The organism is Burkholderia sp. LK4, from assembly GCF_001043615.1.
Taxonomy (GTDB): domain Bacteria; phylum Pseudomonadota; class Gammaproteobacteria; order Burkholderiales; family Burkholderiaceae; genus Burkholderia; species Burkholderia cepacia.
Map to the genome: position 1 here is coordinate 15,579 of NZ_LDUL01000079.1, position 12,162 is coordinate 27,740.

Annotated in this window: 12 protein-coding genes; 2 read left to right on the forward strand and 10 right to left on the reverse strand. The window is 68.4% G+C overall.

Annotated elements, in window-relative coordinates:
• Positions 1-5 precede the first annotated feature (5 nt).
• Positions 6-668, forward strand: coding sequence for a histidine phosphatase family protein (locus tag VK92_RS33140; protein WP_048024145.1), 663 nt, complete (start codon positions 6-8; stop codon positions 666-668).
• A gap of 60 nt (positions 669-728) precedes the next feature.
• Here the strand turns inward: VK92_RS33140 and VK92_RS33145 are convergent, their stop codons facing one another.
• From VK92_RS33145 to VK92_RS33190, 10 genes are all read right to left on the reverse strand, one after another.
• Positions 729-1,856 (reverse strand): ParB/Srx family N-terminal domain-containing protein, encoded by a 1,128-nt coding sequence (locus VK92_RS33145; RefSeq protein WP_048024171.1) that lies wholly within the window; start codon positions 1,854-1,856, stop codon positions 729-731.
• A 152-nt stretch (positions 1,857-2,008) separates the two neighbouring features.
• Positions 2,009-2,962, reverse strand: a complete 954-nt coding sequence (locus VK92_RS33150) for an oxygenase MpaB family protein (RefSeq protein WP_048024147.1) — start codon at positions 2,960-2,962, stop codon at positions 2,009-2,011.
• Between the two features lie 24 nt (positions 2,963-2,986).
• Positions 2,987-4,057: a Holliday junction branch migration DNA helicase RuvB gene (gene ruvB, locus VK92_RS33155; protein WP_021162489.1), complete on the reverse strand. Its 1,071-nt coding sequence runs from the start codon at positions 4,055-4,057 to the stop codon at positions 2,987-2,989.
• 108 nt (positions 4,058-4,165) lie between these two features.
• On the reverse strand, positions 4,166-4,747 hold the full coding sequence (gene ruvA / locus VK92_RS33160) for a Holliday junction branch migration protein RuvA (RefSeq protein ID WP_031402135.1): 582 nt from the start codon (positions 4,745-4,747) through the stop codon (positions 4,166-4,168).
• A gap of 191 nt (positions 4,748-4,938) precedes the next feature.
• Positions 4,939-5,481 (reverse strand): crossover junction endodeoxyribonuclease RuvC, encoded by a 543-nt coding sequence (ruvC, locus tag VK92_RS33165; protein WP_021162491.1) that lies wholly within the window; start codon positions 5,479-5,481, stop codon positions 4,939-4,941.
• Between the two features lie 154 nt (positions 5,482-5,635).
• The gene (gene purH, locus VK92_RS33170) at positions 5,636-7,201 is read right to left on the reverse strand and encodes a bifunctional phosphoribosylaminoimidazolecarboxamide formyltransferase/IMP cyclohydrolase (protein WP_021162493.1); all 1,566 of its coding nucleotides are present in this window, start codon (positions 7,199-7,201) and stop codon (positions 5,636-5,638) included.
• A gap of 44 nt (positions 7,202-7,245) precedes the next feature.
• On the reverse strand, positions 7,246-7,479 hold the full coding sequence (locus VK92_RS33175; protein WP_006476892.1) for a Fis family transcriptional regulator: 234 nt from the start codon (positions 7,477-7,479) through the stop codon (positions 7,246-7,248).
• Positions 7,476-8,543 carry a tRNA dihydrouridine synthase DusB gene (gene dusB, locus VK92_RS33180; RefSeq protein ID WP_042977079.1) on the reverse strand — a complete coding sequence of 356 codons (1,068 nt, stop codon included), beginning with the start codon at positions 8,541-8,543 and terminating at the stop codon, positions 7,476-7,478. Before dusB ends, VK92_RS33175 begins: the two co-directional genes overlap by 4 nt.
• Positions 8,544-8,667: 124 nt before the next feature.
• The gene (locus tag VK92_RS33185; RefSeq protein WP_048024153.1) at positions 8,668-9,855 is read right to left on the reverse strand and encodes a UbiH/UbiF/VisC/COQ6 family ubiquinone biosynthesis hydroxylase; all 1,188 of its coding nucleotides are present in this window, start codon (positions 9,853-9,855) and stop codon (positions 8,668-8,670) included.
• Between the two features lie 40 nt (positions 9,856-9,895).
• Positions 9,896-11,281, reverse strand: a complete 1,386-nt coding sequence (locus VK92_RS33190) for an aminopeptidase P N-terminal domain-containing protein (protein ID WP_048024155.1) — start codon at positions 11,279-11,281, stop codon at positions 9,896-9,898.
• A gap of 187 nt (positions 11,282-11,468) precedes the next feature.
• On the opposite strand from VK92_RS33190, the gene VK92_RS33195 reads away from it, so the two are divergent.
• On the forward strand, positions 11,469-12,080 hold the full coding sequence (locus VK92_RS33195) for a glutathione S-transferase family protein (protein WP_021162497.1): 612 nt from the start codon (positions 11,469-11,471) through the stop codon (positions 12,078-12,080).
• The last annotated feature ends 82 nt before the right edge of the window (positions 12,081-12,162 follow it).

Below are 12,162 nucleotides of genomic sequence, written 5' to 3' on the forward strand. Positions count from 1 at the left end.
TCGCGATGGCCACCACGCAGATTCTTTTCATCCGCCACGGCGAGACGGCCTGGAATCGCATCAAGCGCATCCAGGGCCATATCGACATCCCGCTGGCCGACACGGGGCTCGCGCAGGCCCAAAAGCTGGCCGCGCGGCTCGCACGCGACGCGCGTGACGGTGCACGGATCGACGCGGTTTATTCGAGCGACCTGATGCGCGCGCAACAGACCGCGCAGCCCTTCGCCGATGCGCTCGGGTTGCCGCTGCTGCTGCGGGAAGGGCTGCGGGAACGCTCGTACGGCGCATTCCAGGGGCACGACAGCACCGAGATCGAGGCGCTGTTTCCGGACGCATACGCGGCGTGGCAGACGCGCGATCCGGGTTTCGCGCCGGAAGGCGGCGAGTCGCAGCGTGAGTTCTATCACCGCGTGCTGCACGCGCTCGAGCCGATCGTGGCCGCGCACCCGGGCGGCCGGATCGCGTGTGTCGCGCACGGCGGCGTGCTCGACAGCGTGTACCGGTTTGCGAACGGCATCGAACTGTCGGCGCCGCGCAGTTATCCGCTGCTCAACACGAGCATCAACGTCGTCGATTACGTGGATGGCCGTGCGCAGGTCGTGCAGTGGGCCGACGTGTCGCACCTCGACGCCGCAAGCGACGACGACGGGTACCGCAAGGTGCTCTGAACCGGCAGGCCCCGTCCGCCATGGCCGGCCGGGGCTTCCTTCCCGCGTGGCACTCGCCGCTTACTGCGGCAGTGCGTGGCGGGTCTTGTAGTCGAGCGCGTACGCGACCTTGCCGGGCTTGTCCGCCGCGATCGGCTGGCGCAGCTTGTCGAATTCCCCCTTGTTGTATTTCTTCCCGCCGTTGATCGCGTCCGCGCGCCCGAGGTCGGCGCCCGTCTTGCCGTCGATCACGGGATCCGTGGCCGCGACCATGCGCGCCGACGCATTCCAGACCGCGTTCAGGTACCCCGTGTCGGCCTTTGCCGGATCGGGATCGGTTGCGCCGGCGCGCGTCAGGTCGTAGCCGGCAAGCGAGAACGTGCCCGGTTGCGCGCGCAGCCAGTCGGCCCAGTAGAACTCGAGGTAGTCGGTGGCCTGTGCGGGCTTGCTGTAGGCGATGTCGCGCGTGAAATAGACGAGCGAGCGGTAGCGGTCGTTCGTCATCCCGAGTTTCAGGCCGAGCCCGGTCGGCAGTTGGGCGGTCGTGATCGGCTTGCCTTCCCCGTTCTTGAGGCGCAGATAACCGCGGCTCTGCATCTGCTGCCAGAACGCGTCGCCCGAGTAGTCGCTGAGGTTGTCCTTGACGACGACGTGCACGTGCAGCGCCGGGCCGCCGTCGGGCGTCTCGTAGTAGGTGGACAGGCCGTGGTGGCCGTCGGTCAGGTACAGCGCATCGCCGTTCGGGCCGATCACGACCGGGTTCAGCACCGACCGGTCGCGGGCGTTCGCGTCGGTCGTCGTGCATGCGTAGCTGGCGGGATCGCGCAGCACCGACCTGGCCGTGTAGCCCGCCGAAGCGACACCGCCGAGGCCTTCGTCCGCACAGAAGTCGTCGAATTTCTTGTCGGGCTGCAGTTCGTAGCGGCCGAGCTTGTAGTAGATCTGGTCGTAACCGATTGCACCCTGCGTCGGATGGAGGTCGCCGAGCGTCACGTCGATCAGGTCGCCCGCACGGGCGGCCTTCCACTTGCCCGGTTGCGGCGTGACGGTGGCGGGCGGCGCCGGGGCAGGCGCGGTCGGGGTGCCGCCGGACGGCGTTTGCGCGTCCGAACGCGCGACGGCGGCGACATCGTCGCCTCCACAGGCGCCGAGGGCGAGGACGGCGGACAGGCTGGCGGCGAGGGCGAAACGGATCGGCAGGTGTGGCATCGCGGTCATCGGGTGTCGGTCGGGTTGGCGGAGCACCGCGCGGGTCACGGACAGGCGGGACGGACGGCGCGTGCGACCGTGCGCGGGTGCAAGCCCGTCAGCTTGTCACAGGTATTTGACAGCAAATTGAAATGAAAGGAAGAGGCGGATCGTCAGGCGGGCGGGGTGCCGTCGGGCGGTGCTGCCGTCGCGCGGCGGCGCGCACGCTTTGACGCGCCGTTCACGAGCGCCCAGCGCAGCACGGGCGCGACGACCCGTATGCCGGGCCGGACCACCGCGCGCCGTAGCGGCGCGAACGTCGACACGCCGAGCATGCGCTGCGCCCACGGCGGCAGCAGGTCGATTCCGGCATGCATCACCAGTGATGCGGCCGGCCGCAGCGCAGGCTTCGCGACCGGCACGTTCAGCAGGATGGAGATCACGTCGAACGTACGCGGCCCGGCCTCGAGTTCGGGCTGCATGCGCGCGAGATACGCGGCCACCTCGGCACGCGAACGGGGAACCTCGTGTGCGCCGAGCAGTTCGGCGACCCGTGCCGTCTCGGCGTAGTAGCGATCCTGCAATTCGCCCGGCAGGGCCGGATTCACGTAGCGCAGATGCGCGGCGAGGAAACTCGATACTTCCGCGACGTGCACCCAGGTCAGCAATGCAGGATCGTCGGCGCGATACGGCCGTCCGTCCGGTGCGGTGCCCGATATGTGCGTGTGGATCGATTTCACGCGCTCGATCAGTGCGAGTGCGTCCGCGCGACTGCCGAAGGTCGTACCGGTGATGAACGTGGCGGTGCGCCGCAAGCGACCCAGGATGTCGGTGCGAAACGACGAGTGATCCCAGACGCCCGCGAGGGCGAGCGGATGGAGCGCCTGCAGCAGCAGTGCAGCGATGCCGCCCGTCATCATCGACGTGAAGTCGGCATGAACGCGCCAGCAGACGGCGTCGGGGCCGAACAGCCCCGGATCTCCGGGCGGGGAGGAGAGGTCGAGCGACGGGCCGCCGCCGCCCGCCGTCAGGTGCGTGACGCCGGCCACGAGCCGCTTGCGGATCGGCTCGGCCCAGCGCGGGCCCGGTGCGGGTGCGGCGGGGTGGCGGCTGGGCGGCGTCGTCATGGCGGGTGCGGCTCGGGCGACGGGTTACTTCCCGTCGGGGGTATCCCACTCGCCGCGTTCGGTGCGGCCGGCGTCGGGCACGGAAAGCCCGAAGTGGCGATACGTGAGCAGCGTCGCGACGCGCCCGCGCGGCGTGCGCTGCAGGAAGCCCTGCTGGATCAGGTAGGGCTCGAGTACGTCCTCGATCGTGTCGCGCTCTTCTCCGATCGCCGCCGCGAGGTTGTCGATACCGACCGGGCCGCCGTCGAACTTGTACAGGATCGCCTCGAGCAGCTTGCGGTCCATCAGGTCGAAGCCGACCGGATCGACGTCGAGCATCGCGAGCGCGGCATCGGCGACGGCCGCGGTGATCTGGCCGTCGGCCTTCACTTCCGCGAAGTCGCGCACGCGGCGCAGCAGCCGGTTCGCAATCCGCGGCGTGCCGCGCGAGCGCTTCGCGATTTCCAGCGCACCGTTCGGATCGATCTGCGCGTTCAGCAGCGATGCCGAGCGCCGCACGATGCGCGACAGTTGATCGGCGTCGTAGAACTCGAGGCGCGCGACGATCCCGAAACGGTCGCGCAGCGGGTTGGTCAGCATCCCGGCGCGGGTGGTGGCGCCGACCAGCGTGAACGGCTGCAGGTCGAGCTTCACGCTGCGCGCGGCCGGGCCTTCGCCGATCATGATGTCGATCTGGTAATCCTCGAGTGCCGGATACAGGATTTCCTCGACGACCGGCGACAGCCGGTGGATTTCGTCGATGAACAGCACGTCGTTCGCCTCGAGGTTCGTCAGCAGCGCGGCGAGATCGCCCGCGCGCTCGAGCACGGGGCCCGACGTCTGGCGCAGGTTCACGCCCATCTCCCGCGCGATGATGTGCGCGAGCGTCGTCTTGCCGAGGCCCGGCGGCCCGAACAGCAGCACGTGGTCGAGCGGCTCGGAGCGGCGCTTGGCGGCTTCGATGAAGATCTCGAGCTGGCCGCGCACCTTTTCCTGGCCGACGTAGTCGTCGAGCTGGCGCGGCCGCAGCGCACGTTCGAACACCTCCTCGTGCGACGAGGCGGGCGTGGCGGCGATGATCCGCTGCTCGGTGGCGAGTTTGTCTGTTTCAATCATGCGGCCATTGTACCGCGCGCCGCACTCCGGCCAACCTGGCCGAACGGCCGACTGGCGCGCAATGGCGCGCCGCGCGACACTGGTTTCGACGGCCGGATTGAACGCGCGTTACGCCTTCGACAGCGCCTTCAGTGCGAGCTTGATGCCTTCGGATACACCGGTGCCGGCCGGCACGTTCTTGATTGCGGCCAGGCCTTCCTTTTCGGAATAGCCGAGCGCAAGCAGCGCGTTGAGGATGTCGGTTGCGTGGTCGGACGGCGACGCGGCGCCGGCGAGCGCGCCGAGATCGGCGCCGAGCTTGCCCTTCAGTTCGAGCAGCAGGCGTTCGGCCGTCTTCTTGCCGATGCCGGGCAGGCGCGTGAGGCGTGCGGCGTCCTGCATCGTCACGGCCTGCGCGAGTTCCTGCACGCTCATGCCGGACAGCACGGCGAGCGCCATGCGCGCGCCGATGCCGGTGATCTTCAGCAGTTCGCGGAAGGTCGTGCGCTCTTGGGGCGTGAGGAAGCCGTACAGCAGGTGCGCGTCCTCGCGGACGATCTGCTGCGTGAGCAGCACAATGCGCTCACCCGTTTGCGGCAGGTTGTAGAAGGTGCTCATCGGCACGTCGATTTCGTAGCCGACGCCGTTGCAGTCGACGAGCAGGTGAGGCGGGTTCTTTTCGAGCAGGATGCCGGCGATGCGACCGATCATGGAGGGCGGGATGCGAGGAATAAAGCGCGAGTGTAGCGCACGTGCGGCGCAATGCCGACGGGATCGGCCGTCAGGCCGGGGCAACGGGTGTCGTGGGTGTGCCGCGTGCGGTCGAAATGGTCGAAACGGTCGACACGGTCGACACGGTCGACACGGTCGATCCGGCAGGCCGCACGCTGGCAAGCGCGATGTCAGCCGACCAGCCGCCCGCGCCGTACGCGCAGCCCTTTTTTCGCAAGCGCCGGCGCGAGGCCGCCGAGCGTGCTGAGCGTGTCGCCGCCGTGCGCGTGGCAGATCGCCATGCCGAGCGCGTCGGCCGCGTCGGAGCCCGGCTGTCCGGAGAGATTGAGCAGCCGCGTGACCATCTCCTGCATCTGCGTCTTGGTCGCGCGGCCGTAGCCGACCACGGCCTGCTTGAGCTGCAGCGCCGTGTATTCGGCGACGGGCAGGCCGCCCGCGACGAGGCCGCAGATCGCGGCGCCGCGCGCCTGGCCGAGCAGCAGCGTCGACTGCGGGTTCACGTTGACGAACACCTTTTCGATCGCGGCCTGGTCGGGTGCGTGCTCGCGCACGATGGTCGAGACGCCCTGGAAGATCGTGCCGAGCCGGGTCGCCAGGTCGGCGGTCGGCGTGCGGATCACGCCGCTCGCGACATAGGCGAGCCGGTGGCCGCTGACGTCGATGATGCCGAAACCGGTGACGCGCAGGCCGGGGTCGATGCCGAGAATTCGCATGAGTGAGGAGAAAAATCTGATGCAGCGATACTACAACGAATGGTGCGCGGCGCCGGCCGCACGGTTGCGTGCGCCGGCGCAACGCAATAAAAAACCCGGCGGGTGCAATGCCGCCGGGTTGTCGTGCAGCGGCCACGCGGGCCGCATGCCGCGATCAGTGACGGAAGTGACGCACGCCCGTCAGGATCATCGCGATGCCGTGCTCGTCGGCTGCCGCGATCACTTCGTCGTCGCGCATCGAGCCGCCCGGCTGGATCACGCAGGTCGCGCCGGCCGCCACGACGACGTCGAGGCCGTCGCGGAACGGGAAGAACGCATCCGACGCGACGGCCGAACCGGCCAGCGTCAGGCCCGCGTTCTGCGCCTTGATGCTCGCGATGCGCGCGGAATCGACGCGGCTCATCTGGCCGGCGCCGACGCCGAGCGTCATGCCGTTGCCGCAGAACACGATCGCGTTCGACTTCACGTACTTCGCGACGCGCCATGCGAACAGCAGGTCGTCCATTTCCTTCGCGGTCGGCTGACGCTTCGTGACGACGCGCAACTCGCTCGGCTGCACGTTCTTCGAATCGAGCGACTGCACGAGCAGGCCGCCGCCCACGCGCTTCAGGTCGAATGCGTTGTGGCCGTCGCCCAGCGCGATCTCGAGCAGGCGCACGTTCTGCTTCGCGGCGAACACCTGCTTCGCGGCGTCGGAGAACGACGGGGCGATCAGCACTTCGACGAACTGCTTCGCGACGGCCTGGGCGGCCGCTTCGTCGACTTCGCGGTTGAACGCGATGATGCCGCCGAATGCGGAAGTCGGATCCGTCTGGAACGCCTTCGCGTACGCGTCGGCCGAATCGTTGCCCACTGCCACGCCGCACGGGTTCGCGTGCTTGATGATCACGCAGGCCGGTGCGTCGAACGTCTTCACGCATTCCCACGCCGCGTCCGAATCCGCGATGTTGTTGTACGACAGTTCCTTGCCCTGCAGCTGGCGGTAGTTCGCCAGCGCGCCGGCCGGCGTCGCGAGGTCGCGGTAGAACGCGGCGCTCTGGTGCGGGTTCTCGCCGTAGCGCAGGTCCTGCACCTTGTCGAACGCCAGGTTCAGTGTGGCCGGGTACGTGCTGCGCGACGCGTGCTTCAGCTCGTCGGTCAGGCTCGTCAGGTAGTTCGTGATCGCGCCGTCGTATTGCGCGGTGTGCGCGAACACCTTCGTCGCGAGGCGGAAGTTGGTCGCGTAGCCCACCGCGTTGCCGTTCGCCTTCATTTCATCGAGCACGACCGCGTAGTCGGCCGGATCGACGACGACCGTCACGTCGCGGTGGTTCTTCGCGGCCGAGCGCAGCATCGTCGGGCCGCCGATGTCGATGTTCTCGATCGCGTCGGCGAGCGTGCAGTCGTCCTTCGCGATCGTCGCGACGAACGGATACAGGTTCACGACGAGCAGGTCGATCGTCGGGATGCCGTGCTGTTCCAGCGCCTGCATGTGCTCGGGCAGGTCGCGGCGGGCCAGGATGCCGCCGTGCACCTTCGGGTGGAGCGTCTTCACGCGCCCATCGAGCATCTCCGGGAAGCCCGTGTAATCAGCCACTTCGGTCACGGGCAGGCCGGCGTCGGCGAGGAGTTTCGCGGTGCCGCCCGTCGACAGCAGCTTGACGCCGAGGTCGGACAGCGACTTCGCGAAGTCGACAATGCCGGTCTTGTCGGAAACGGAAATGAGCGCTTGCTTGATCATGATGGAACCACCAATAGCCAGGGAAACGGGGACGGGACGGCCGCCTACAGCAGGCCGTGCTGCTGCAGCTTCTTGCGCAGCGTATTGCGATTGATGCCGAGGTACTCCGCGGCGAGCGACTGGTTGCCGCCTGCCTGTACGAGCACGACCTCGAGCATCGGCTTTTCGACGCAGGACATCACCATTTCATAGACGTCGTGCGGATTGGAGCCGTCTAGATCCCGGAAATACACGTCCAGGCTCTCGCGGACACATTGTTCGATGTTGTGCTTGCTCATGCTGCTAACTGGTTATGGTCGTCCGACTCGCCCTGGCCGTTTTCCTCTTCGTCGTCGACGTAGACGAGGTGGTCCGACAGCGCCTTTTGCGCCTCGAAGAATGCATTGACGGCGGCGAGCTGCTCGCGGGTGGAATCGAGCGTGTTCATCCTGTGCCGGAACCCGTTGGCACCGGAAAGGCCGCGAGTGTACCAGCCGATGTGCTTGCGCGCAGTACGGACTCCCGTGAATTCACCATAGAACGCGTAGTGGTCTTCCAGGTGTTCGTTCATCACGTGCTGGATCTCGTCGATCCGCGGCGGGGGCAGCAGCTCGCCGGTTTGCAGGAAATGATCGATTTCGCGGAACAACCATGGCCGGCCTTGCGCGGCGCGACCGATCATCAGGGCATCGGCGCCGGTCGCGTCGAGCACGGCCTTCGCCTTCGCGGGCGACGTGATGTCGCCGTTCGCGACCACCGGAATCCGCACCGCCGCCTTCACGGCCGCGATGGTGTCGTATTCGGCGTCGCCGCGGTACAGGTCGGCGCGCGTGCGGCCGTGCACGGTGAGCATCGAGATGCCGGCGGCTTCGGCCAGGCGCGCGACCGTGATCGCGTTCTTGTGCTCGCGATCCCAGCCGGTGCGGATCTTCAGCGTGACGGGCACCGCATCGGGCCCCGTGCCGACCGCCGCGACGACCGCCTCGACGATGCGCTGCACGAGCGGCTCGTTCTGCAGCAGCGCGGAGCCGGCCGCGACGTTGCAGACCTTCTTCGCCGGGCAGCCCATGTTGATGTCGATGATCTGCGCGCCGTTGTCGACGTTGTAGCGGGCCGCTTCGGCCATCATCGCCGGATCGGCGCCCGCGATCTGAACCGCGATCGGCTCCACCTCGCCTTCGTGGTTCGCGCGCCGCATCGTCTTCGCGCTTTTCCACAGCTGCGCGTTGGACGCGACCATCTCGGACACGGCGTAACCGGCCCCCATCCGCTTGCAGAGCTGGCGGAACGGACGATCCGTCACGCCGGCCATCGGGGCGACGAACAGGTTGTTACGCAATACGTGAGAGCCGATAACGGGCATCGCAATGGCACCGCCCGCGGCGGGCGCGGGCATGAAAAGGGCAGACGGAAACGCGCATTTTACCGTATTCCCATGCCCCGCCGATTTGACCCGGTTTGAGTGGCGCGACTGTGCGCGCCGGGTGTCAGTTGCGCTGGCCGAACATCATCTGGCGCGCGATCACCTTCTTGAGCGGCGGCACGAACTCGAGCGCGGTCAGCGCGGCACCGCGCAGCAGCGGGAGCGGCCCCGAGTCGATCGTGAACAGGCGTGCCAGCGTGTCGGTCGCGCCGATCGTGAAACGCCGGTCGAGTGCGCGGCGCGCGTTGAAGGTGGCGAGTGCGGTCGATTCGAAGCCTTGCGTGGACAGCGTGTCGACGAGCGTATGCGCATCGCGCAGCCCGAGGTTGAGCCCCTGGCCCGCGACGGGGTGAAGGGTTTGCGCGGCATTGCCGACGATCGCGACGCGGCCGTTGACGAGCGTCTGCGCGGCGCTCAGGCCGAGCGGGAAAGACGCGCGGCCCGCGATCGCGACGAAGTCGCCCATGCGCGCGCCGAACGCGCTGCCGAGCTCGCGCAGGAATGCGTCGTCGGGCAGCGCGGCGCGGCGCGCCGCTTCGTCGGGCGTGCAGCACCACACGAGCGAATATTCGGCCTGGCGCGGGCCACCGAGCGGCAGCAGCGCGAGCGGGCCTTCGTGCGTGAAGCGTTCCCACGCGACGTTCGGGCGCGGCGCCGATACCGTGACCGTGCCGACGATCGCGGTCTGGCCGTAGTCGCGGCGGTGCTTGCCGGTATCGGCCCGCTGTTCGTGGAACAGCCCGCCTTCGGCGTTGATGACGATGCGTGCGCGCAGCGTGCGCTCGCCTTGCGGGCCATCGAGCGTCAGCGTGACGCCGTCGGCATCCTGCTGCGGCGCGCGCGCGGTGGTCGACGTGAGCCAGTCGACGCGGGTGCCGCGCACGGCGCCCGCGAGCGCCTGCACGAGCGAGCCGAAGCGCACGACATAACCGAGCGCCGCGACGTCGTGTTCGTCGCGGTCGATCAGCGTGCGGCCGAAATGGCCGCGCTGCGATACGTGGATGTGTTCGATCGGCGTCGCGTCGGCGGGCCACGCGAGCGTGTCGAGCAGCACGCGGCTGCCGTGCGACACGGCGATCGCGCGCGGATCGTTTGCGCTCGCGGCCGGTTCACGCGCATCGATCAGCGCGATCGATGCGTGCTGCGTGGCGCTGCGGCGCGCAAGCCAGCCGGCGAGCGCGAGCCCGACGGGGCCCGCGCCGACGATGGCGAGGTCGTAGTCCGGCGTGGCCGGGGAGGAGGCGGTCGTCATCTTGATTCGTGAAACGGAGGTAACGGTCGGCGGCAGCCGGTCATGCGAGTGCGCGCATCAGCGCTTCGATCTCGTCCGCCGCGACGGGCACGCCGCGCGTGATCAGCTCGCAGCCCTGCTCGCGCACGATCGCGTCGTCCTCGATGCGGATGCCGATGTTCCAGTACTCGGGCGGCACGTCGTCGGCGGCGCGCACATACAGGCCGGGTTCGACCGTCAGCGTCATGCCGGCCTTCAGCGTGCGCCATGGCAGTGCGCCGTTGCCGTCGCGCTCGGCGAGCCGCTCGCGGTAGTCGCCGCAATCGTGCACGTCCATGCCGATCCAGTGGCCGGTGCGGTGCATGTAGAAGCGCGTGTACGCACGCTCGGCGATCACGTCGTCGACGTTCGAGAAGCGCGTTTTCGGGATGATGCCGGTGTCGAGCAGCCCCTGCGCGAGCACGCGCACGGCGGCGTCGTGCGGTGCTTCGAACGGCACGCCGGCGCGCGTCGCGTCGATCGCGGCCTGCTGGGCGGCGAGCACGATGTCGTACAGCGTGCGTTGCGCGGGCGAGAAGCGCCCGTTGGCCGGGAACGTGCGCGTGATGTCCGACGCGTAGCCGTCGAGTTCGCACGCGGCGTCGATCAGGATCAGGTCGCCGTCCTTCGCGGCTGCGTTGCCGGCCGGGTAGTGCAGCACGCACGCGTTCGCGCCGGCCGCGACGATCGAGCCGTACGCGGGCGACTGCGCGCCGTGCTTGCGGAACACATACAGCAGCTCCGCTTCGAGTTCGTATTCGCGGATGCCGGGGCGGCATGCCTGCATCGCGCGGCGGTGCGCGAGCGCGGAGATGTGCGCGGCGCGCATCATGATCGCGAGCTCGTGCTCGTCCTTCACGAGCCGCATGTCGTCGAGGAGCGGCGTGAGGTCGAGCATCGCGTCCGGTGCGGCGACGCCCGTGCGCGCCAGCGCGCGTACCGCGTCGATCCAGCCCGCGAGCCGGCGGTCGAAGTCGGCCGATGCGCCGAACCGGTAGTGCACGGTGCCGGAGTCGGCGAGCAGGCGCGGCATCTCCGTATCGATCACGTCGACCGCGAACGCCGCGTCGAAGCCGAACGCATCGCGCGCGGCTTCGGGCCCGTAATGGAAGCCTTCCCAGATCTCGCGGTCGGCATTCTTGCCGCGGCAGAACAGGATCGACTCCGGCGCGCCGTGCGGCGCGGCCGCGTTCAGCACGAGCACCGCATCCGGCTCGGTGAAGCCCGTCAGGTAATGGAAGTAGCTGTCGTACCGGTACGGGTAGGCCGTATCGCGGTTGCGCAGCAGTTCCGGCGCGGTGGGGACGATGGCGACGCCGCCGCCGGCGGCACGCAGTGCGGCAAGCACGCGTTCACGGCGCTGGCGGTAGACGTCGACGGCGATGGCGGTATCGAGGGGCGCGTTCATTCGTGCGATTGTAGCGCCGCGTGACGCCGCGCGTGAGAGAGGGGGCGGGAAGCCGCGCCGGGCGGCCCGCGTGACGGTTGTTGCAAACCATCCACAGGCCGGTCGGGCGATTTTCTGTCGCGCGACGCCGGCCGGTTATGATCGGCGACAACGTATACTCTCGGCGGTTCCCTTAAAAAGGCAGATGATGAAATTAATCGGTTCGCTCAGCAGCCCGTACGTCCGCAAGGCGCGGATCGTGCTGGCTGAAAAGAAGATCGACTACAAGCTGGAGCTCGAGAACGTGTGGGCGCCGGAGACGGATATTCATGCTTCGAATCCGCTCGGCAAGGTCCCGTGCCTCGTGATGGAGGATGGTGCCGCGGTGTTCGATTCCCGCGTGATCTGCGAATACGTCGACACGCTGTCGCCGGTCGGCAAGCTGATTCCGCCGTCGGGGCGCGAGCGCGTCGAAGTGCGTTGCTGGGAAGCGCTGGGCGACGGCGTGCTCGACGCGGCCGTGGCGATTCGTCTCGAATACACGCTGCGGGACGAAGCCCAGCGCAGCGCGAGCTGGATCGCGCGCCAGCAGCGCAAGATCGACGACGCGCTCGTCGCGATGTCGCAAGGGCTCGGCGGCAAGACGTGGTGCGTCGGTAATCATTACACGCTCGCCGACATCGCACTCGGCTGCGCGCTCGGCTATCTCGACTTCCGGATGCCCGAGCTCAACTGGCGCGACCGCCACCCGAACCTCGACAAGCACTTCGTGAAGCTGCTGCAGCGCCAGTCGTTCGCCGACACGCTGCCGCAGAACTGATCCGCGCGCGACGCGTACACGCTTTGCGCATTCACGCATTCGGCAGACGAAAGAAAAGCGCCCCGCGGGGCGCTTTTCTTTT

What these genes read in the sequence shown, in the direction of transcription:
- VK92_RS33140 (WP_048024145.1), top strand. Translation starts at nt 6, where the DNA reads ATGGCCACCACGCAGATTCTTTTCATCCGCCACGGCGAGACGGCCTGG.
- VK92_RS33145 (WP_048024171.1), bottom strand. Translation starts at nt 1,856, where the DNA reads ATGCCACACCTGCCGATCCGTTTCGCCCTCGCCGCCAGCCTGTCCGCC.
- VK92_RS33150 (WP_048024147.1), bottom strand. Translation starts at nt 2,962, where the DNA reads ATGACGACGCCGCCCAGCCGCCACCCCGCCGCACCCGCACCGGGCCCG.
- ruvB (WP_021162489.1), bottom strand. Translation starts at nt 4,057, where the DNA reads ATGATTGAAACAGACAAACTCGCCACCGAGCAGCGGATCATCGCCGCC.
- ruvA (WP_031402135.1), bottom strand. Translation starts at nt 4,747, where the DNA reads ATGATCGGTCGCATCGCCGGCATCCTGCTCGAAAAGAACCCGCCTCAC.
- ruvC (WP_021162491.1), bottom strand. Translation starts at nt 5,481, where the DNA reads ATGCGAATTCTCGGCATCGACCCCGGCCTGCGCGTCACCGGTTTCGGC.
- purH (WP_021162493.1), bottom strand. Translation starts at nt 7,201, where the DNA reads ATGATCAAGCAAGCGCTCATTTCCGTTTCCGACAAGACCGGCATTGTC.
- VK92_RS33175 (WP_006476892.1), bottom strand. Translation starts at nt 7,479, where the DNA reads ATGAGCAAGCACAACATCGAACAATGTGTCCGCGAGAGCCTGGACGTG.
- dusB (WP_042977079.1), bottom strand. Translation starts at nt 8,543, where the DNA reads ATGCCCGTTATCGGCTCTCACGTATTGCGTAACAACCTGTTCGTCGCC.
- VK92_RS33185 (WP_048024153.1), bottom strand. Translation starts at nt 9,855, where the DNA reads ATGACGACCGCCTCCTCCCCGGCCACGCCGGACTACGACCTCGCCATC.
- VK92_RS33190 (WP_048024155.1), bottom strand. Translation starts at nt 11,281, where the DNA reads ATGAACGCGCCCCTCGATACCGCCATCGCCGTCGACGTCTACCGCCAG.
- VK92_RS33195 (WP_021162497.1), top strand. Translation starts at nt 11,469, where the DNA reads ATGAAATTAATCGGTTCGCTCAGCAGCCCGTACGTCCGCAAGGCGCGG.